This window comes from Carnobacterium sp. FSL E2-0243 (genome assembly GCF_038003605.1).
GTDB lineage: Bacteria > Bacillota > Bacilli > Lactobacillales > Carnobacteriaceae > Carnobacterium > Carnobacterium maltaromaticum.
Genome location: NZ_JBBOPM010000001.1, coordinates 1,850,044 through 1,872,124, shown reverse-complemented (window position 1 = coordinate 1,872,124; position 22,081 = coordinate 1,850,044). Strand labels below are relative to the sequence as shown.

The following is a 22,081-nucleotide window of genomic DNA, read 5'->3' as shown; positions in this document are numbered from 1 at the left end:
GAATTTTCCATAGTATTAGGGTGTTAGTACATTAAATTGTTGAACTTTACTTGACTCAAACACAATTGGTTCGGTCTGACTTATTAAGTTAGAATTTAAAGAAATTTTTAATGGATAAGTATCTTCGTAAGATGACATATAGTAATCTAAATTTGTCACGTCCATTATTGCTGTATATTGTGTGTAATCAAGTGTACCATCTTCTTTTACTTTAACCCCTTTCGGAATAGACACTGATGAGAGAATGTGAAATAAACTATTGATAGCTGAAATCTTATCTTTGCCAGGTTCTGTAAATTCAGCATTGAAAACAGTTCTTATAAAACGGGATTCAGATGTATAGTCACCTGGCATACCAAAAGCACCATTACCAAGCTCACCTGAATTAGGTTTAAATTTATAAAAATGACTAGCTGGTTTTAATTGATTACTTAAAAAAGAATAATGATTTAAATTGGCCAAATGCCATGGATAGTCTGGGGAATTAGTCATAACTCTAACTTTATTATCATAGATTGACATTCCAGACTTAGTAATTTCTATAATGATTGAACTGCCTGTTTGATCTGCGACAATCCAATGCAGTGGTACAACAACATCTAATAAATTATTTTTAGCAGAAACAACATTTATATTAGATGCTTCTTTTTTTAACTCATCTATTGATGCAATGTTTCCTAAAAGCCAAGATACTAGCTCGTGAGGGGCTATGCTTACTTTTCCTGGTTCTTGTGAAGGATTGTATTCAGCATAGTCACTGAAATAGAGAGCGCAAACTGAAAGCCCCTTTTCATTTAAACCATCAGCAAAAAAATAGTCTTCTAACTTACGCCCAGCACCTAAAAAAGCATACTTGCTTTTATATGTGACATTAGACACAATATTACTTTTAAACACGTAACCTCTTGGTAAATATACAGGAGAGGCATCTAGTTCGAATGCAAAATCCATTGTTCTTGATAAAAAATTTGATTGATCCTTAGATTGGTAAATTAAAGACGTACACATCATAATCACTCCTTAAATTTTAGTATAACTACAATAGAAACTGTTACAAAGACAAAAACTATTAAAAAAATTTATGTCGCAATGAAGTTGGAAATTCGTTAGGTGAGGGTGGTTTAGAAACAGTAATCGATTGTTACTTTAATTATAATTATAACAGAACCTGTTTGTATAGACTAGGATAACAGGTTGTATTGTAAAGTTATAAATTAGAATAAAGCTGATAGTAAGCCAGGAAGTATTCAAAATTAAAATAAGCTCCTATGAACTTGTTTTAATTTTTTATTGGATTAACAAGTTATTTTACATAAAACAGTTAAATTAAGCCTCAAATAAAGATTACGTACTAAAAAAAGGATGTGATTCATAGTTAAAGGGCAAGTTAAATGCTATAAATTAATATTTTTAATGGACAGTCTACTTTGTATAATATATATTATGTAAACTAGAATATAAAATCTTTTACAAGGCAGCGAATGTTGCGGCTACCCTGTTTCGATTTTCAGAAATCGTTAAAATTCATATCTTGATTACATCTTACATATTCTACGAAGATATGTCAAGTGTTTTTATTGATAAAATCAATTATTTCTATTTTCCCTAATAGTATCAAGGTATTTTTTATATTTATCGACATCTGATTTGTAGTACAAATTTAAATGTTGCTTTCCATTTGGTAGTTTATGAAATGGTTCTAATTTTCTATCTTTAGATAATTTACTTAAATTAGTAGTTTTAACATTAAGATATTCAGAAACTTGTTGCTGAGTCATAACATATTCATTCAATTGGGCTATAATTTGCTGTTTAATGATTTCATCTGATAGATATAACATTTATTTATTTGCACCTCACAAAACGCTTAATTTGCTCTAATTATAGCATATAAACGATCTGTTTAAATCATTAACTACCTAAATAAATATTTTTTTATGGCTTTTTGTTTTTCTTTATACTGAACGTGTGTATAAATCTTAGTTGATGAAATGCTAGAATGTCCTAGTAGTTCTTGTATGGTCCGTATATCAGCGCCATTTTGGAGTAAATGTGTAGCAAACGAATGCCTTAATTTATGTGGATTTATGCTGATATGCAACTTTTTCCCAACATTAGAAATTTCACTATAAATTCTATTAGAGCTTAGTTTTTTAGCGGTTCTCATGTCAACCATTAAATAAGAATGTGATTTTTTATTGAATTTTAAGAGGTATAACCTGAAATTTAAGTAGTCAATTAGATAGGGTTCTAAACATTTTCCATAAAGAACCAACCTCTCTTTACCTCCCTTCCCTCGTACTCTTATCACCCTATCTTTTAAATCAATGTCATTAATCCTAATATCAGAACACTCAGTAACTCTAATGCCAGTGTCGTATAATAATTCAAAAATAAATCGTTGGAACATTGTTACATTTTTTGATTGCTCCATATCCAATACTATTTTTTCTATTTCTTCTTTATAAAAGAATTCTACGTTTCTAAAACCAGTTTTCATATTAATTTCTTTGAAGTGGTTTTCTAATTTAAAATCGTAAAAAGTAATTAAAACATCGTAAAAATTTCTTAAATCGCTAACATATGACATTACAGTGTTTTTTTTACATGTTAGCAATAGATATTCTAAATACTCTCTTTTTTGATTCTTGTTAATATCAACACATTTCACAAAAAATAAGTATCTTTTTAAAGTGCTTTTTCTTTTGGTAATTGTTTTAGAACTCAAATTTTTAGCTTTTAAATAATCAATATACAAATTAACGCACTCATCATTGTTAAACATATTGGACTCCCCCTTAATCAAAAATGATATAGAAAATAATAAATTGAATAATAAGTAAAGTTTAACATTAGGTGAGTTTTTTTAAAATTGAATATCGCTTTAAAAATAATTTATTGAGATATGATATATTATCAAATAAAAAGAACAAAATATGCTAAATATCTTGTTCTAATTTCTTTATATAATCAAATTGTTGTAAATTGAATTCTTTTATATCCTCAATTATTGCTTTTTTTACTGTCATTATATTGCTTTCTATGGCATATGATGAAGCATAGAAATAATTTAGTGCTGCATCTTCAAAGTTACCTATTCTGGCTAAATTATTTGCTAATTCATAGTATAAGTATGAAGCATGATACTTTATATCTAAATTTCTGATAACTTGAATCCCTCGTTCACTTAAATTAATTGCTTTGTAGCAGTCATTTTGAGAGCTATAAAACTTTGCTGAATTATAATATACCTTAGCAAGCTCTTTGATATCTGAAAAGTCTTTAGCTTGGTTTACAGTTACATCAAAGTATGACATAGCCATTTTTAAATTATTTTGCATATATGAACTGATACCAAGTCCACAAAAAGTCAAAACATTAATAAAATCTTGCTCGAGCTTCATATTTAATACTAAATTAAAATTTTTTTCAGCTTCTTCATAGCGGAAAAATCCGATTAGTTCAGTAATTCCCAAATAGTAATAGAAAAGTTTTTTTTCTTGAATTGAAGTTAAATCAATTTCACTTGATTTTTCTCTCAGTAGGTAATACCCTTTTTTATGTTGATTTAGTTCAATTAACCTATTCACTTCTGTGAATAATTCATTTGTCATTGCAGCTTCATCAGTTATATAGAATTCATCTAATCTAATTTTTAGTCGCTCAGCAAGTAACTCCAGTGTAATAAAGTTAGGCATTGTAATTCCATTCTCAATATTGCTAATTGTAGATTGAGTACATATGTTTTTCGCTAATTGATGTTGTGTTAAACCATTTTTAATTCTCGTAGTTTTTATAAAATCCCCTAATTTTTTCAACCTGCACCCCTTTTATTATATTGTATTATTCCTATATTACTATATAATAATAAATAATAGAAGTAGAACAACTAATATAAAGAAAAATTATTATTTGGAGGTGAAAAAATGAATGATTTTCAAAATCAAATAGCAAATATCACCTCAAAAATCCCTACAATTTCGCCATTTGGAAATGCTAATTGGACATGAAAAAAAGATAAACTAGTCAAATTTGATTAGTTTATCTTTTTTCATGTCCAATTATGAAGAGACATTAAATTTAAAACGATACTTAAAAATAAGCAATATCAAGTACACTATGTTCAATTAGTTCTTCATTAATTAACTGGTTGCATTTAAGAGTATTTATAACTTTACAGCTCATATTCCACGACAATCATTTTTATACTGATTAAATTTGATTAACTTATCTTTAACTAAGTTTTTATTGAATCTGTTTAGTAATTGTAGTTTACAAAGTCAAGTATAACATATATACCAAAAAAATTTTGTTAATGACCACCCTAACTACACTCTAGAACGGTCTTAAAATAAGCTCAAAAGAAAATGACAATAAAGTATACCCTATTGTCATTTGTTAGAATGAAAAATATCATCTAATGCCAATTTTATTTTGCTGCAAGTATTGCCAACATCTAAACCTAAAAATATTCTCTTTTAGTTAACTTTTCAAAACAGGCATAAACAAATGTTTTTGCCTATCATTAAAAATACGGTTATTTTTTTAGGTAAGATATGACAGTCTCAAAAACTGTTTTGTCAAACTGTAAAACACATTATTAATATTAATAAATTTTGGTATTCCAAAGATCCACTAGTAAATATTAGTTGATCTTATTTTAATTTTTATTAAATTTCAAAACATAGTATTTGACCGCTCAAGGTTATACTAAAAACAACAGCAGTCATCACCACACATACCTCATTCAAATTCTTTTTCAAAAATGCGAGTGTCTATTATTAACTTGTCAATCTTAATGTCATTAAATGACTTAGGATTTTCACCTTTAATAATTGTTAATTCGTTCTTTATTACATGTAGCAATGGCAGTGTATTCATTACTTGGGATTGATTGAGTAAATTTAAAAAATTTTCACTGATTGAATATTTAGTATTAATAAGTTCTTCTACAATTTTTTTTGGTGGAAGAATCAAGTTTCTATCATCGAAGATTGAACTTATATTTATCACTAAAGGAATGCTTTTAGTTTTTAATTCTTCAATTATATTACTAATATCAACTATAGATTCACAACTTTTCAGTAAAGTTTCTTCATTTTTCTGATAAAAAGTAGCGTTCTCAATAATTAATGTCTCTTTAACTCTAAGTAATTCGCTCATCTGCACATTTGGTAATAGAAAAGCATAACCCAGATATCCTGTAGTATTATTATCAAAAGTAGATCTTGTTCTAAATTTTTTGTTCTTTCCCAAAAACTCATTAAATTCTTCCGTTACATTCAAATTAATTAAATCTTTTTCTTTTAAAAAAGCTACAATACACAAATAATGATACATTTCGCCGATATCATAGAAATCACTTCTTAAAATATTTTCTTTTATATGAGCAATGTCAGTAATACCACAAATTACCAGATCATACAAATTGTCTAAAAAATATTTTATTTGGCTCATGGGTGAATTTTCAGCTATTGTTTCGCTTTTCCTAACCTCTATCTCATTTTTTATTAGATCAGCGTACTTGCTAAAATCACCTCCTAAATTTATCGAGTCCCATTTCTCCATTAGTGGAATACTTGCGTCCATACCCAGAGTAACAAAAAACTTATTAATAAAATTAGTACTATTTAATTTTGATTTTTCTCCATTTGCCATTTTAAGGTAGAAAAAACCATTATCTGCGAGGTAAGTTACCATTTTCATGTAAATAATTTTTTCAAAGTATTCGTGATTTTCTCTAATAAAATCTTCCGTAATATAAGCGTGGTTGAATACTTCTTCAATAAAATATATCATATCACTTAGTGCATATTGATAAACCCTTAAATTGTTGTTCTTATTCACAACAACTTCCTTAATCCTTTCATTTACCTTATCCATTGAATTATAAACTAAGTCTTTTTTTTCAGAGCTTTCAATTTTGCATTCTACTATTATTTCATCAGAAAAAGCTTTAAATGCTGTATCGACATCAGAATCTAAAATAAATGTTTTCCCAATAACTTTTTCTTTAAATTCAAAATACAAATTATTATTATTGTTTTCTGTGTTATCCTCTTTTTTAATTCTTAATTTTGACTCATTACAAACAAGAACAACTTTCATATCATTTTCAAATATTAAACGCGAACAAAATCCTAGAATTTCAGAAAAATTAATATTTGTCCTTTCAAAATCATCTATTATTATTAGAGAATCTCCATTTTTTTTCACTTCAGTTTCTATGCTTTTTTTGAAATTTTCTAATAATTCCTCTCCACTTATTTTTGTTCCAACAAATCCTAAATTTATATCTAAATTTGTATTACCAGCAAACTTTCTAATTGCTTTTTTTATGATACCAGACTCACCAGATATTGAGTCGATAATAAGGTTTTCTAATTCAATAATTTCGTTTAACCCAAAAGCTGATATAGTAAATATTTTTCTTTCAGATTCATTTTGCAATTCAATATATTTTTTTACAAAGTAACTTTTTCCCGTGCCCCATTCACCATCAATCATTACAGCAAATTTATTTTTTTTATTTACTATATATCTGTCTAAATACTTAACAATATGATTATTTCGTTCCAATAATGGATCCACATTACACACGACCAATCTCTTTTATTAATTATTCTTTAAAAATAGTTATTTCAATAAATGTCATACTCATTTTTAATTTAGGCACATCTTTTAAGATGAGCTAAGATATTAAATATTTTTGATAGAAATTAATTATTGTAATTTAGACTTGTAAATAATAATTTGCTAAGCCTTGATAGAATGCTCTCTGCCAGCTATTTTTATACCTTCTAGTATACTTATTTTCCAGAACAGAAAAATGTTCATATCTTTCTAAATCGTTAGCCATTGGTTCTATAGCTTCCTTAAAACTTTCCATTTGATTTTGAAATTCTTCTTTTGCCTCTATAGAATAAAGATTATCAAGATTCAATACATCAAAATGATTAGTGATTCTTTCATTTAAACTCTGGCTAAAATCATCAACAGATTTAACATTAAAAGATAATAATATATTGTCTTCTTTCCAATCAATTAGATCTATCTTACAGAATAACCATTGATAATTATCAATTTCTCTATCAAAATAAGGATGAATAATTAAATCTCCATTGCTTGTAATATTTTTATCTTTTTTATCTGTATTGCAATCCTTACACGACGGAACGAGATTTTCCATAACCACACACAAAAATGGATAGTTTGATTTAGGTAAATAGTGGTCTACTGTAGAAACATTTCTATGTCCACAATATGGACATTTACTATTTTGAGTTATGCTTCGAATATTGTTATATATACATCTCCCTAATGTATCATTAGCTGGACCTACCATATACGAAGTATAAATATTAATAACATCTTTTTTACTTAACTGGCAAATAATAATAGAATTAGGGTGAGCATAATTAGCTTCAAATTCATATAGACTTCCAGTATTTCCTTTATTCTTATATTCTGCCTCGTTATCTATTATATATTGTGAGATTTCTAAATAGTCAACTTTCTTTCTGCTTTTAGTAATTATTTCTTCATAAAAATCTTCAATTTTATTATCTAAAGGATCGAGAGCTCTCATAAATTTTCATCTCGTTTCCTAACTAATACTCTTAATATCCCCATTGCTTCAATACCTAGTTCATCGTTGAAAAATTCGATGAAGTCGTTAAAAGATTTAGTTGGATAATCTCTAACTGCTTCTTTTAGCAAATTATGAAAGCCCGATTGGGTTACCTCATAGGAAAACACTTCACGATTTAATGTTGAAATATTTTCTCCAAATGTTGACATATCAAATCTTTCAGCCGATAAATTATCACCAAATAATTCTAATTTCCATATACAACTAGTTGGAATTTCTTGTAAAACAATAGGAGAATGTGTCGCCATTATTGCAGCACCATTTACTTTTCTTAATAAAAATGATATAGTCCGGATTAAACTTGATAAAAGTGGAGGGTGTAAATGTAATTCAGGTTCATCCATAATTATTAAAGTTCTTTCAGTGGCAAGTTCCACCAATTTACATACTGTTAAAATAACTATTTTATGTCCTGAACTTAAGTTTTTATATAATTTTTGTGCTTGATTTATATATTCATTTTTTCCAGGAGACTTATCTGCATAGAAATTAAATATTAAACGTCTTACCTTTATTCCCTCAAAAACTGGATCACTATTTAGCATATCCATGCATTCAGTCCATCTTGTTGGCTTATTTTCAATACATTTTGTAACACTTTCTACAAATTGGCTCATTAAATCATCTGGAGACATATATTTTGGTAAGTAATCATTGGTTTCTTTATCTTTCATCATCATAGTGGAACCTATATGATGATAAATCATCGAATTATTTGAATCAAGATTATCTTTATATATTTTTTTATCCTCAAAAGAACTAAAATTAATTGTAACTAACTTCGAAAAGAATGAAAGAGAATCCATTTGACCAAAAATCTCAAACCCCCCATCCTTCTCAACTTCAACTAAAGATTTAATCATACTTGATAGCAAGAAAGATTTACCAACACCATTTCTTCCAATTATTGCATGAATATTAGTAGGTATATGATTTTGATTCTCTATATTAAAATCTAAGCTAATTTTTGAGCGTTTAGACTCTATATGGTCTGTTGAATATCTAAAATGATAATCAGTAAGTTCTGCGTCTCCGGAAGCCATTTTTCGAAATTGTGATTCCATTGTATCATACCCAATACCGCGTGAAATTGAGACTCTAAATACGTCAGTTTTTTTTGCTTTTTCATATAATTCAACATCTAACGCTATATCATTTAATCCATATAAAATTGCTTCTCTATGGTCTTTCACTTCTTTTCTGTTTAATTCCGCATAGAATGACTCATCAGTTCCCATTGAAAAGTAATCATTACTTAATTGATTAAATGTTGACGGTAAGGCTTTACATGGCTTAGTGTTTTCAAAATCTCCAATTTTTACACTACCTAGATTAATAACATTTGAATTAACCGAATAAGAAAACAAAACAGTATAGGTAATTCTATAAGTGAACCAATCATCCCATCCGTTTTTTATCAAATATACTCCTTCTGGATATTTATTTGATAAGTCAATAGTTTCGATAACACTATATTTCATTTTTTTCCTCCTTATAATTTAGTCTTTATAGTACTAATATTAATTTCCTGCAATTTTCTATTTAGATATTCACATCATCTATAAACTTACTCTTCTACCACTCAACTTCACTAAACTATTATGATCATTTTTCACACCAATAATCGTTTTATTCTTATTCGTTACTTTCACCCGGTACTTGCTGCCTGCTGTTCCTTTAAAACAATTGTGTGATTCATCTTTTACTGCAGTAATTTGATTACTCGCACTTTCAAATGAGCTACTATTCTTATCCTTCAACTTTTTGGTTTCTTCAATCATATCATCTTGTTATTCTAAATTCTTCGATGTTAATTCAAACATAATTTTTCTTAATACAAAATTATTGTCTTCCAAAGATTTACTTTCTATATACTTACCTAATTTTTTTTCTAAGCTGTTAATTTTTTTGTATTTATGAACAATTTGGCTTTTTATTAAGGCATTGTCTGTATCCATAGTATTCCTTATTTGAAGTCCAATTATCTTTCTATTTTTTTTCTTATCAAACATTTTTATGAGTAGATGAACTGCATGCCATCTCAAATCTACTGATTCAGAATTCATCCATATTAACGCATATTGTAAAACCAAATTTTCTAACTCAAATCGAACCTTAACATTGTCATAATTGAAAAAGAAGACTTTTAATATTTTACATACTTGAATTTGGCTCCCTACGGATCTGAAAGTTGGCATAATATTTATTATGTCCTTATATTTATTTTTTTTAAAACACTCTAAAAGAAGAAAGTGAGAAAAAAAGAGTACAGATTTTTCTAAATAACTAGTCATGGTTTCATATGCATCGTCAATTTTATTGTAATGAATTAAATTTTCGACACAGCCTACATTTCTTCTTATAATTTCTAAATCGTATTTACAAAGAAATATCAGTAACGTGTATGCATTAAATTTATCCTCAATGAGCTGATTAGAGCATAAAATTGTTTCAGAAGTTACTTCAAACAATTGATCAAGCAAATTGACGTTTTCATAATGTTTTTTTTCAGCAAGAACATTTAATGTTTCACCAAAGCTATTTCTTGAATATCCTGCATAAACACCATTAGTTCCTTGCGTTTTATTATTACGACTAATTTCAGATATCTTATTTTTCAGAAAACAATCTACATATTCAATACCATCGGATGTTTCCAGTAAATATTCTTGTCGATAAAATTTTGGCCAACTTTCATTTACAAATTTATTAAGTTCTATTTTTTTTGAAAAATCAATTTGACCTATAATACAAAAAATATTTTTTACGGACGTTATGTCACTTGAATTTTTATTTTCTTGAACATAATTTTTTAATATAACAAACAGCTCATCTACCTTTATACTATTAACTGCAGAATATTCTATAAAATTACCTCCTAACAAGCTAAATACATCATCATAATACCTAACTTTTGAAGATTTTAGCAAATTCATCGAAAAATCAATAATAAATTCATCATTGACTCTATTGTTAATTCTTTTAATACAATCAAATATATAAGGCTGCAAAAAAACTGAACTATTTTCATCTTCTACCCATAGCAGTATTTTTTTTGACAATTCATCCCAATATTGCTTAAAATCCTCATCGCTTAAAAAATAACCAATTTCAGAAATGGCAAGTAAATTTCTACTAAATCTTTTAGATTCAAATTTAATATTATTAGTGTATTCATAAATTTCTTTAGCGTCTGCAGCATTCATTTTTTCTAATAATTTATCAAAGTGTTTAGTCAAATTATGAACTTCTTTTCTATTAGATGAAATTATCGAATTCTTTATAACTAGCATAAACCAATGCCAATAATTATCATATGAACATAACTGAAAGCTTAATTTCTGTATCAACGAATATATTTGATCCATGTGTGACGCTGAGCCAAACATCATGTTTTGATAAAATATATCTGCAATATAATTACTAACTGAGGAAAGATCGCCGTACCAACTTTGTGTAGAATACGACATCGTTTCTTTTTTTTGCCTTTCTTTTTCAATCCATTCCAAGAGATTTAATTCATTTCTATCGTTTAAGGGGTAATATAGTTTTTCTTGCCGTTCAATTAATTGTTTTTGTGCTGGATTTTCAGTTAAATATTCATTTTTCATTTCAGCTATTTCTTGATACTTATTTCTTAAATCAATTAAAATATCTTGAACCAGCCACTCTACTATGCCATATTTTTCTTTGGTTGCAAGATTTAACGCTTCTTCCAATAGTGTAATAGATTCATCATATTTTCCAATAGAATATTTTTGAATTGATTGCCATCGCTTAGAAATTATTTCAAAATATTTATTTGGTAATAAATTTTCTAAAGAATCCAAAAACAGACTTAAATTAAAGTTTTCAATACTACTCCCATCAAACATAACAGCTAAATATTGAAAAGAATAATAATCAAAATCTTTTTTTTCGTATACTTTCATTGGATATCCAAATAAAAGATTTCCAAAGTAATTTCTACAAATTTCATTCTTATATTGTTTTTTTTGTAAAATATTCGATACTAAGATATCTTCTGGATTAGGTAACATATTTTCAATAGTTTCCGTATCAGGTTCTCCAATTGAATCTAATTCTTTAAATGGCCTTTTATAGTTCATAATAAGATCATTAATTAAGTCAGAAGCACAATCTTCAATAAAATTGGAAAAAGATTCAATGTTTACATGTTTCGGTAAATCTGGTCGTTCCAAATCAATCTGTATTTGAGTTTTGTCCTTTTTTTCTCCATTACAAAAGTAATACAATGACGGAATTTTATATTTTTCTACAGTTTCAATCTCTAATTTAACACCTTCAGGAACTCCATCTTTATTATCTATTAAAAAAATGCAGCTATCGCTATCCTTTAAATTAAATTCAAAATGTTCAATTGCACTACTTACTGAAGCACCTTCGTTTTCAAAAGCATACACTTCAAATAACCCAGTTGATTCCAATATATTTTTTACTGCCGCTCTTGCAAGCATGTATTTTTGATCCGAATTTGTATCTCCAATTTTGGAACTTATAAACACTTTTAATTTTCTTTTTATTTTCAACTTATTTCCTCCTCATTTTAAAATGTAAGACTTTAAAATCGCATATTCACATTGCCATTATTTAATTTTTTACTTATGTCATTATCAATAGTTATACCTATTCAACTTAAAATCAGACATATCAATTGCTATTGCTTCAGTGACAATTTTATTTTTGTTTAAAATAGCAGCCGATGCTGCATGGAAGTAAAATTCTTCTGCTTCTTTCATTTTTCCTAGTTTTGCCAGGTTAAATGCTTTTTCATAAAACAATCGATCTAACTCGAAATTTGTATGATTCATTTGTTGTAGCGCAATACCTAAATTACAGAGATCAACCGCCTTCTCATAATGTTCAATTTGAGAATAAAATTTTGCACTATTAAAATAAACACTAGTAATATCAACACTATCCCTTATTTCCCCTAGATTTTCTATCAATTCCTCTAATTGACTAAGTGCTTTTTCATAGTAGGTCAATGCTTTATCTAAATCAGAATTAAGTACGTACGCAATTCCAACACCATTTGTTGCTAAAACGTCAATCAACTCTATGTGTGATTCAGATTTATCAGACAATACCAAATTAAAGTAGTAGTGAGCTTCAGTAAAATTTTTATTGGCAATTAACTCCGTCAGTCCTAAGTAATAGTGATACTTCTTAATTTCATAGCATTTTTCTAATTTTTTTACATCTATTTCTTTTACTAATAAATCATGCGCCTCTTTATGTTTATACGTTGCACATAATTGTTTTACCTGGTTAAAGATAGCTGCATTGTAGTTAGAATTCATTATCGTGTAATCAGATATCTCACTAAATTCAATATCAAGTCTGTTCGCAATGGCTATTAATATTGGCAAATTCGGCATTCCCGACTTGTTCTCTAAATTACTGATAGTAGCTTGCGTACAAATCCCTTCAGCTAACTCACCTTGTTTGAGTCCTTTTGCTAAACGTTTTTCTTTAATGACTTCCCCTAATGTTTCCATCGTTAAACTCCCTATCTTCTATGATTAACTAGTATTGATTAATTGTACCCTAAACGTTATGATTAATATAGTAATAAATAGTTAACTTTCAAAAAGGAGGCCACTTGCATGACCATTGACGATATTATGAACCTATCTTCAGATTTAACAGTTTTTTCTCCATACGGAAATATTCCTTATGGATAATTGAACGCCAGTAACCTAATAGAAAAGAAAAATATTTTCTCTGATTATTGTATATAAACCCGTCTCTTATTTTAAAAGTGACGGGTTTATTTTTTTAATTTTCATATCCAATTGGATGCTTTAAATGAATTTTCACATGTTTTTACCTTCATATTGTATCCCTAAAATATACTTAAGACAAATCATGCCTGAAAGAAAATATAAATTTAAGGATATACTACTTTTTAAAATGATATCTTAAACTATGAGAATTAGTGGGATTTAACTTAGCTTTATATCAGTATTTAAAATTTGAAAAAAATTTCAAAACCAAAAACATCACTAAATTTAAATTTAGCGATGTTTTTGGTTACTATTTCTTCTTTTGTTCCTGTACCCAATCTTCTAATGGTTTTTCTACAGTTTAATAGCATCTCCTATACAACAGTGCTGCTTTTTTGAAATCATTCATTCGATTCCTCTTTTTCTTGCTTACTTTAAAAATACACCTTTAAAAAGCAACTCAAATATTAAAATGACAATGAATTTTTCCAATCAGCAAATGTCGATTGAGAGTAATCAAACGTCTCTCCTTCAGACAGCAGCACCAGCTACCATAATTTTTACTTGTTTTTTCTTTTTTAAATCTGCTTTATCAAAACTAAGAACTTCTATTATTTCTTTTATTGTCATTTTTCTTCCTCCATTTGTTTTACAAATACATATTTATTTCGCCTTTTTTATAATATCTGGATATATTCTCCTTTTACATATTCCTACAAAAGGACTCTATCTCCGACTTGAAAAATCCTTATTCTTTTTCCGAATTTCGAACGTTTTTCTATAGCTTACGATTTTCTCATAGTAACAAGTTGCAATTTTTGTATTCGTGAATTATCACAACTTTCACCACTTTTTCGTTTGAGTTTGGTATTGGATCACTTCATTTTCTTGCGAATCAATTTGATAGGCTCCAGAGGAATTTTTACTAATAGATAAGCTCACAAGTATTTCATACTTATTCGGTGTTATATCTATAACTCCATAAGAGTAAGTCAACCTTACAACAGCTCTACTCCCATCTTCCGAAACCTCATAGATTTTACTATCAATATAGGTTGATTGAATTGGTGTATCTGAATTATACTGAGTAATAAAGTCAAAGTATTTATCAGAAGCAAAAGGTCTCACTGCTTTATTACGTTCTGCATTGCTGCCATAAGTGAACATGACTTCTAAATAATCAGTGATAAATTGCTTCAGTTCTTCCTGATTCGGACTAGTTTCTTCTGTAACTGAACTACTATTTTCAGAGGAATCCACCGCTTCATTAATTAATTCCGATTGTTCTTCCTCTAGCTGCTCTTTTTGTAATTTTAAAGCATCATTCTCTTTCTTTAACTTTTCTATACGTTTATCTATCCCACTCACAGAAACAGCTTGTTGTTTAGTATAAGAAACCAATCCGATACCGCAACCTATAATTAGTGCGAGTAGTACGACGAATGTCATCATTTTAACTCTATTATCCATACTTGTTTTCCCCCTTATTTTGCTCTACCATATCCAACAAAATGACTTTGCCAAAACTGAGTTGTAATATCCGCATATCCAATCGGATCGCCCGCATGGAACATTTTTCCATTTCCTAAATAAATGCCCACATGAGTTATAAAATCAGGCGTATCATAGGTATCTTTAAAAAAGACTAAATCCCCAGATTGCGCTTCTGATTCATTCGTAACAATAGTCATTGTGTCGTACTGCATTTGTGCGGTACGTGGTAATGAAACACCAGCCGCACTATAACACCATTGCGTTAAGGAACTACAATCAAACGCCAACGGAGGGACACCACCAAAAGTATAAGGCAAGCCTTGATATTTCAACGCTTCTTCCATTACTTTATTCGGAAATTCTGAATCCAACGTAGGATTGGTATTCCCTATATACCGCCTAACATGAGGGACATACTCTTTATCTCCATAATTGCTCCAGCCCATTTTTGCAGCCATGATTGTGCTAAATTGGACCGCTAAATCTTTACTGTATTTCCCGCCTTTATCTGCTAACCAACCAATAAACCCACCACCATAGTTATAGCTTTGAATAGCAGTATCTTCATCTTTCGTACCCTTTAACAGACTGGCATAATACTTCACTCCTTGTGCGATACTTTCTTCGGGTTGCAAGGTATTCACTGGCAATCCTAAGCTCTCAGAGGACTGCATAACGTCTGGTACACGACCACCTGATTCTTGCATCATAATCGCTAAGATAAGATTCACTTGATCTGGAATATTTTCAATCTTACAATATTTTTCTACCAAAGGTTTATAAGACAAAACTTCTGGCGATAAGCCAATGTTTGTCGTATTTCCTGAATCTATGGTAGTTGTTGACACATCCCCCATAATAAAAACGGAGGACACAATCGTAAGCACCATCACAATTGGCAATAGAATCAGAAAAATTCCAAATAGAATGATTTTTTTCATTTCGCACCTCCTAAAAAAAGATAAAAAAGCCTTCACTGAATCAAAGGCTTCACATTTCGTTATTAATTATTGAGCTGAATTAAACGCTTCTTGATAGAAACCATCTGAATCATTTAACTCCATTGTTCCTTCATTATCGTTTTGCTGAAATTGTTCAGGATCAGGAATCTCTTGTACGGTAAACAATGAATCATCTGGAATAGAATCATAAAAAAGTGGATGCCCAACTAATTCATCAGATTGTCCTAACATTTCATTCTTTTCACTTTCGATTGTTTCCACGAAATCTTCTCCCTGAATGCCATCAGAATCAGACGTTTCAGGTAAAACTGAATGAGACTCCTCAGTGAAATCATCCCCATCTAAATCGTTCAGTTGAACGTTGACATCTTCTTCCATCTTATCTTCTAATTCATTATCAGAAACCAAATCATCGCTATTCATTACATGGACATCTTGAATTTCGTCCTTTTCGTCAAGTTCAGGTTCTTCTCCCATAAATTTATCTAGTGAAGTAGGCAGAACCGACTTATCTTCATTAATAAGTTCGTCCTCAGTATCCTCATCATCAAGAGATTTTTTTTCGTTCATAAACGGATCGTTCTCTAGTGACGGAGCAGTGCCACCGCCATCATCCATTAAACCGCCAACACCTGATAACATCATTTGAGGATTTCCTGTATAAGCACCCGCAACAGTTTCTACAACATTCGTTCCTGTATCTACCGCTTTCTCCCCAACTTCTTCAATTTTATTCATAGGCGCATTTACAACGGTGTCATCTATCTTATTATCCGAAACTAATTTCAGAAGTTTTCCTTTATTTTTCCAAATAAGTGTAAACAATACGGCTTTAGTGACAATTAAAACCAACATCACCACAATTAAACTCGTTCCACCTAAAGCAGCCATTGCTACAGGCACACCTAAAACATCCGCTGCTTTAGAGAGAATAAAATTATCTACAACCCCATTTAAATAAAAGAAAATGCCTAACATAAAGCCAATTAAAACAGGCATAAACAAGATTCCAAGCATCATTTTTAAAATGCGCATTGCTGCGTTTCTAAAGAACGGAATAAAAGACAACAACAGCGCTAACGGAAACAACAAAATCAAGACTAGAAAAATAAATTGAAAGGCGCTCAGTGTCACATTGGCATATACAATTGGAAAACCTAATGTCACTGCATTGGCATAACTCAACGCGACCATCACCATCTTATCAACGAGTTTATCAGCGTTGTTTTGAACATATGGATTTTCCTCCGCAATTTCTTTCAAATATCCCTCACGCTCTTTATAAAAGCTTTTCTTGTCTTTTGTAGAAAGGTTTTCGGCTGGGATTAATTTTGAATGATCTAATTTTTCACCCGTTACATATTCTCCATTTGTGTTTCCTGAATTAATATAATTGAATGTATTCAAAATGATATAGTTCTTATAATACTCCCCATACCCATCTTGACTGGTCAGACTTTCATCTGATTTTCCAACTGAAAAAGTTGTAATCATTTGAGATTTTAGTTGTTCAGACACATTATCTACCGTATTAAATAAATACATGCCCCCACTCGTTTGGGTTCCTTGAGCAGTGAAATTACCAAAATAAGCAAATCCTAAACAAACCACAACAATGACATGTAAGGCTTTTTTCGCAAATCCTCCTTTTCCAAAGAAAAATTGCCATGTCAGATACATAAGAGCCATCATCAAAAGGATAAAACCAAGTGATCCTGTTGAAATCCGACCATTCGAACCCCCAATAAATTTTAAATAAATATCTTTTGACTGTTCAAAAAAAACGGAACGTTCACCTTTAATCTTTGCTGAAACATCCAACAAGTCTAATACAAAGGTAATACATGACGTTATTATTCTTAAAAAAGCAAATGGAATTTCAATAAAAAAGGTTTGCATCACACTAAATACTTTCCCCATTACATCTAACGAGCCAGTCGGTTCAAGAAACAGTTTATACTCATCATAATTCATTTACTCACCCCCTACGACGCACGAGCATATTTATTTTCAATAGAACTAGCTACGGTATCCTTCATAGGAGAGAATAACTCTAACCAGCTTTCTAAGAAAATATGAATAGAGATACGATTCACATTTCCAAATACATCCTTCAATAAACATTGCCCTGAACTCATATTGTCAATCCATTTTAAATTACGATCATTCACTTTAAGACCAACATGTTCTAATATTTGTTCTCGTTCACTTTCTTCATAAAAGGCTAGAATCGTCCCAAATCCTGTTGTATCATCATCACTCTTGGCATCATTTACAGATTGAGTGATTAACACAAGTGTATTATTTTGAGAACGACCAACACGTCTCATAGATTTAATAACCTTCTGTCCTTCTAAGCTAGCTGTTAAAATCCAGCTCTCATCGAAAAATTCCATTGTTTCTTCATGACGATTTTTTTCACCAAAACGTTTACAGAAGTTTCCTAACGCAAACATCAAGACAATAGAATTTCGCTCATGTTCAGAAATTTTAGTGGATTTTTCTTTTGGTAACGTTAGATCAGCGACTTCCAAAATAGTGACACGATCATCATAATTTAATCCTTTAGTTGAACCATCACTAAATGCTAAATCTAAGATTGTTCCGTCAATCATTTCAAATAGATATTCTCCAGCTTCTTGGATTTCTTTTTCTTTATTTCTTCGCAGCTCTTCAATAACATGTTTAAATCCAACCTTTTCACCTTGACTTCGCATGTTGACAATTTTCTTAACAGCTTTACTAATTGCTGTTTTTTGGGTCATTTCCCATTCGCCATTCCCTAAATAGTCAATCATGGATTTTGCAGTTTCTATTGCATCGGTTGGTTCTAAAATGACAATTGGGTCTAGTACGCCATAATTCTTTTTATCCCGAACATCCAGCGTAACAAAATTAAACGATTCAATATGTTTGACGAGCTCTGGATTTTTATTGCGGAAAATAGGATCATTACACAAAGCTAAATAATGAGCTTTCAATTCTTTCTTAGGATCAACATATAACAATTTCACATTCGTAAGAGACATTTGGAAAAATATATCCTGAGCCGCTACTGATTTTCCACTACCTGTTGCACCTGTCATAATAATATGTGGATTTTTAGTGACCTTTCCAGCAATGCCTTCTTTATTGGCTATCGTTGGGTTAAATAGAACGATATTTCGTGAAGCTTGAATGGCTTCTGACAAACTGTCCCATTTGTTATACACATTATCTACTCGGCCTAAATAGAATCCTGAATTTGTTCCACCAAAAGTCGTTGTAAACAACATTTGTTCACTCAACCCTCTAGCTGTAGAACTATGAATCCATTTACGAGTTGTTTTCTCTAATTTATTTCCAAAAAGGACACTTTGGAACAAGTAAGGTGTGTCAAATGTCGCACGACTAACGTGTATGTGTATATTTTGAAAGGCACTTAACACTGTTTTTCTTCGTTGCTTCAATTGTCCTTTTGTTTTAGCTGCTACAATCAGATACATTCCATATTCCACATAAGGTTCCTTATTTCCAATCTTTTTAGATAAATCATCAAGAGCAATTTTGCCTTCTATAATACGGTCTTGTTGTGTACTTCCTGTATTGTGGGCTTCTTTAATAATGTTAGACGTACGTGTCCTAGAACGCTCCATTTTAGCACGTACACCCATAGAACCATTCACGTCTGTAAATTCTGCTTTTATTCTTAAACCCACTTGGAAATTAAAGTTCTGTACAATCTCTCCAATGTGTTGAAAATTCATTAAGGTTGGAATTTTTCCAATTGGCAACACATCGACATAACTTTGTCCGTATTCTGTACTCAATCGTAAATGCCCTAATTTACTGGTAATTTGTGTATCTGTCACATTCTCAATTCCGCGATTTGCCACCACTTCTTCTTGTGTATGGGGCATGTACCATAAAAACTGATACCGTTGGTGGTAATACAATTCTTCTTCTGAAAGACGTTTCGCTCGAATAGAGCTAAGAGTTTGATACACCTCTGCTTCTTCTGTTCTCCAGTCGTCAAACCAATCTTCTTTCACAGCTACCTCATACCCAAATTTCTCCATTACGGTTTCACTCACATGGTTAAACCCATCTGCCAACGCTTTCTTTAAGTCTAATGAGCTATCATTTTTATTGAGCGGAACCCCAATCACCCATTCATATTGATAAGGGATTTCCATTTCTTTTGTTAAGCCTGAAACCGTCTTATTTAGAACTTGCACTCCTAACGGTCTACTTTCTGTTGCAAGAGTGGATTCCACATCTTTCATTTTTTCAAACAAACGGTAATCTTTTGGTACAAGCGCAATTTCAAACCATTTTTGTGGAAACAAGCGTTTCAATACTTTCGCCACATCTTGTTTTGTTTTTTTCTTCTTTTCATCATCCGTAATCGCTACAGAAATACTTGGAACGCTAAAATAAGCGATTGCTTCATTTTCTTTCGTTAAAACTAAATTTCCTTGCATTTTCTGCACAGGATACTCAAATTTTTTCTTCACTTCTTTTCAGCTCCTTAAAAAATAAAGACAGAAGGAAATCCCTCCGCCTTTACTCGTTATAGTTTTATTTTTTCAAACACAATTTCTTCCTCTTCTACCTCTACTCGTTCGCCCTGGTAAATAATTGTTTTATTTAACAAAAAATCAATGCCATATTGAAATACATCTGATAGATACATATGCATTTTTTTACCATCTGGCTCAAACTCACAATAAAGCCGTGCTAAGCGGTAAGGCGCATATAAATAAATCAACATACCCAATCCAAATGAATAATTTGCGATTAATTGGATCACAGGCGCAAAAAGTAAGCACAGTAGAAAAACAAGGAAAAAGGTTACAAAAAAAGACAGTTCCATTGGTGTTGAAAACCACCACAATAACCGCCCTTTTCCGTCCCTTATTTCTTGAATCCAATAGGGAGTATTCAGTCCAACTGAATAATCATAAAATTTTTCGTCCATACGATCCTCCTATAAATTTAATCCGAACCATTTTAAAATTCCATTAACAAACGACCAAATATCAGAGCCTTTGGCTACAGCGATAATTACTGCTGCAAAAATTAACGATCCAGCAAATTTTAACCAATCTTGTTTTTTCCAAGCTTGTAAAGCAAAAAAACAAAACAGCGCACCCACCAGAATCGGAAAATCATTACTCATAAAACTACCTAAATTTGCAAAACTCATACTTAAACCCTCATTTCATTTATTTTTTTTATTTAATAAAGACATGTTGCATATCCACAACGAACCAAGATTTTTCTTGTTTCGCTAATTGAAGTGTGAAAGGTTCCGTATGAACGAAATCCGTTTCTTTATTTTTAAAGGACACATAGACTTGAACAAGAACATTTTCTCCAACAAAGGAATAACGAGCTTGCGAAACATCTACTTTATCTAACTCATAATTACCACCCATCAATTCTACTTTTTTCATCAGCAGCGTTAAATCCGCTTTATTACTTTCAGCATATTTTTTAAAGAACGTTGGCAAATATTTTTCAATGGAAGGCTTCACTTTTGCCATTTCTTCGGTAGTGTCCGAGCTTTCAGACATTTCAAGAGCTGGAGCTTTTCCATACACATCTTGTTCGCTTGAAAAATAAGGTAGGCTCACTACAGTAATCAGTCCATCAGACTGTACATAAGGAATACATAAAATACTTGTCACTTTTGAGCTACGCTTTTCCTCTTTTTTCGTTTTTTCATTGAGGCTCATTTCAGTAATTTCATACTCGACTTTATATTTCGCAAGATCATACTGCTTCATCGCTTGAACACTTAACAAGTTTAGAGACGTTAATTTTCTAGTTGTTTTTTTATCCAGATTGTCATTTAATTTAGAAACATCAAAAGCAAAATATTTTTCAAGATTTTTTAAACGCTGCTGTACGATTTCATCTTTTGATAAATCCACATTCATATAGGCAGAAACAAATCCACCCATATAACGTTCAACAAGAGGATAATCAATTTGAGTAATTTCTGTTTCTGTACTTAAATTATCCTTTTTCAACGTCACCATTTCTTTATTCAATTTTTCAATGGCTGTAACAGAAGATAGATTTTTAATTGTTCCAACAGCAAGCACTCCTACAAAAAGAATCGCAGCAAACACAATAACCATATTGGCTTTTTTCTGCGAGACTTGTTTTAGTTTCGGAGATTTCACTTTCTTTTCTTTCTTTGTAAATTTCATAGGTTCCTCCTTGGAAAGGTTTAT

The 22,081-nt window shown here is 30.3% G+C and carries 18 protein-coding genes; all 18 read right to left on the bottom strand.

Annotation, left to right across the window (positions count from 1 at the left end):
- Positions 1-15 precede the first annotated feature (15 nt).
- A complete protein-coding gene (locus MHI00_RS08765) occupies positions 16-1,008 on the bottom strand; it encodes a choloylglycine hydrolase family protein (RefSeq protein WP_341112862.1) in 993 nt (330 codons plus the stop codon).
- 578 nt (positions 1,009-1,586) lie between these two features.
- Positions 1,587-1,841: a DNA-binding protein gene (locus MHI00_RS08760; protein WP_341112859.1), complete on the bottom strand. Its 255-nt coding sequence runs from the start codon at positions 1,839-1,841 to the stop codon at positions 1,587-1,589.
- Positions 1,842-1,915: 74 nt separating this feature from the next.
- Complete coding sequence (locus MHI00_RS08755; RefSeq protein ID WP_341112857.1) at positions 1,916-2,785, bottom strand: tyrosine-type recombinase/integrase; 870 nt, start codon at positions 2,783-2,785, stop codon at positions 1,916-1,918.
- A gap of 154 nt (positions 2,786-2,939) precedes the next feature.
- Entirely contained in the window at positions 2,940-3,818 is an 879-nt protein-coding gene (locus MHI00_RS08750; RefSeq protein WP_341112855.1) for a helix-turn-helix transcriptional regulator, read from the bottom strand.
- A gap of 925 nt (positions 3,819-4,743) precedes the next feature.
- Positions 4,744-6,591 carry a P-loop NTPase fold protein gene (locus tag MHI00_RS08745; RefSeq protein ID WP_341112852.1) on the bottom strand — a complete coding sequence of 616 codons (1,848 nt, stop codon included), beginning with the start codon at positions 6,589-6,591 and terminating at the stop codon, positions 4,744-4,746.
- A 142-nt stretch (positions 6,592-6,733) separates the two neighbouring features.
- Positions 6,734-7,588: an HNH endonuclease gene (locus MHI00_RS08740; RefSeq protein WP_341112850.1), complete on the bottom strand. Its 855-nt coding sequence runs from the start codon at positions 7,586-7,588 to the stop codon at positions 6,734-6,736.
- On the bottom strand, positions 7,585-9,132 hold the full coding sequence (locus tag MHI00_RS08735) for an AAA family ATPase (RefSeq protein WP_341112847.1): 1,548 nt from the start codon (positions 9,130-9,132) through the stop codon (positions 7,585-7,587). The genes MHI00_RS08740 and MHI00_RS08735 overlap by 4 nt, the downstream gene beginning before the upstream one ends.
- 78 nt (positions 9,133-9,210) lie before the next feature.
- Complete coding sequence (locus MHI00_RS08730; protein ID WP_341112846.1) at positions 9,211-9,432, bottom strand: hypothetical protein; 222 nt, start codon at positions 9,430-9,432, stop codon at positions 9,211-9,213.
- A gap of 9 nt (positions 9,433-9,441) precedes the next feature.
- Positions 9,442-12,201 carry a hypothetical protein gene (locus tag MHI00_RS08725; protein WP_341112843.1) on the bottom strand — a complete coding sequence of 920 codons (2,760 nt, stop codon included), beginning with the start codon at positions 12,199-12,201 and terminating at the stop codon, positions 9,442-9,444.
- Between the two features lie 84 nt (positions 12,202-12,285).
- On the bottom strand, positions 12,286-13,173 hold the full coding sequence (locus MHI00_RS08720) for a helix-turn-helix transcriptional regulator (RefSeq protein WP_341112841.1): 888 nt from the start codon (positions 13,171-13,173) through the stop codon (positions 12,286-12,288).
- A 954-nt stretch (positions 13,174-14,127) separates the two neighbouring features.
- Entirely contained in the window at positions 14,128-14,217 is a 90-nt protein-coding gene (locus MHI00_RS17725) for a hypothetical protein (RefSeq protein WP_445662560.1), read from the bottom strand.
- A gap of 27 nt (positions 14,218-14,244) precedes the next feature.
- On the bottom strand, positions 14,245-14,871 hold the full coding sequence (locus MHI00_RS08715) for a hypothetical protein (protein ID WP_341112839.1): 627 nt from the start codon (positions 14,869-14,871) through the stop codon (positions 14,245-14,247).
- A 14-nt stretch (positions 14,872-14,885) separates the two neighbouring features.
- The gene (locus MHI00_RS08710; protein WP_341112836.1) at positions 14,886-15,836 is read right to left on the bottom strand and encodes a bifunctional lytic transglycosylase/C40 family peptidase; all 951 of its coding nucleotides are present in this window, start codon (positions 15,834-15,836) and stop codon (positions 14,886-14,888) included.
- 66 nt (positions 15,837-15,902) lie between these two features.
- A complete protein-coding gene (locus tag MHI00_RS08705; protein WP_341112833.1) occupies positions 15,903-17,831 on the bottom strand; it encodes a hypothetical protein in 1,929 nt (642 codons plus the stop codon).
- 11 nt (positions 17,832-17,842) lie between these two features.
- The gene (locus MHI00_RS08700) at positions 17,843-20,353 is read right to left on the bottom strand and encodes an ATP-binding protein (protein ID WP_341112831.1); all 2,511 of its coding nucleotides are present in this window, start codon (positions 20,351-20,353) and stop codon (positions 17,843-17,845) included.
- Between the two features lie 56 nt (positions 20,354-20,409).
- Entirely contained in the window at positions 20,410-20,817 is a 408-nt protein-coding gene (locus MHI00_RS08695; RefSeq protein ID WP_341112830.1) for a TcpE family conjugal transfer membrane protein, read from the bottom strand.
- A 9-nt stretch (positions 20,818-20,826) separates the two neighbouring features.
- Positions 20,827-21,045: a hypothetical protein gene (locus tag MHI00_RS08690; RefSeq protein ID WP_322809735.1), complete on the bottom strand. Its 219-nt coding sequence runs from the start codon at positions 21,043-21,045 to the stop codon at positions 20,827-20,829.
- A gap of 28 nt (positions 21,046-21,073) precedes the next feature.
- A complete protein-coding gene (locus tag MHI00_RS08685) occupies positions 21,074-22,057 on the bottom strand; it encodes a conjugal transfer protein (RefSeq protein WP_341112825.1) in 984 nt (327 codons plus the stop codon).
- Positions 22,058-22,081 lie beyond the last annotated feature (24 nt).

Coding starts and splice junctions, on each gene's coding strand:
- MHI00_RS08765 (WP_341112862.1), bottom strand. CDS start 1,008: ATGTGTACGTCTTTAATTTACCAATCTAAGGATCAATCAAATTTTTTA.
- MHI00_RS08690 (WP_322809735.1), bottom strand. CDS start 21,045: ATGAGTTTTGCAAATTTAGGTAGTTTTATGAGTAATGATTTTCCGATT.
- MHI00_RS08720 (WP_341112841.1), bottom strand. CDS start 13,173: ATGGAAACATTAGGGGAAGTCATTAAAGAAAAACGTTTAGCAAAAGGA.
- MHI00_RS08740 (WP_341112850.1), bottom strand. CDS start 7,588: ATGAGAGCTCTCGATCCTTTAGATAATAAAATTGAAGATTTTTATGAA.
- MHI00_RS08705 (WP_341112833.1), bottom strand. CDS start 17,831: ATGAATTATGATGAGTATAAACTGTTTCTTGAACCGACTGGCTCGTTA.
- MHI00_RS08755 (WP_341112857.1), bottom strand. CDS start 2,785: ATGTTTAACAATGATGAGTGCGTTAATTTGTATATTGATTATTTAAAA.
- MHI00_RS08715 (WP_341112839.1), bottom strand. CDS start 14,871: ATGGATAATAGAGTTAAAATGATGACATTCGTCGTACTACTCGCACTA.
- MHI00_RS08685 (WP_341112825.1), bottom strand. CDS start 22,057: ATGAAATTTACAAAGAAAGAAAAGAAAGTGAAATCTCCGAAACTAAAA.
- MHI00_RS08730 (WP_341112846.1), bottom strand. CDS start 9,432: ATGATTGAAGAAACCAAAAAGTTGAAGGATAAGAATAGTAGCTCATTT.
- MHI00_RS08735 (WP_341112847.1), bottom strand. CDS start 9,132: ATGAAATATAGTGTTATCGAAACTATTGACTTATCAAATAAATATCCA.
- MHI00_RS08695 (WP_341112830.1), bottom strand. CDS start 20,817: ATGGACGAAAAATTTTATGATTATTCAGTTGGACTGAATACTCCCTAT.
- MHI00_RS08710 (WP_341112836.1), bottom strand. CDS start 15,836: ATGAAAAAAATCATTCTATTTGGAATTTTTCTGATTCTATTGCCAATT.
- MHI00_RS08760 (WP_341112859.1), bottom strand. CDS start 1,841: ATGTTATATCTATCAGATGAAATCATTAAACAGCAAATTATAGCCCAA.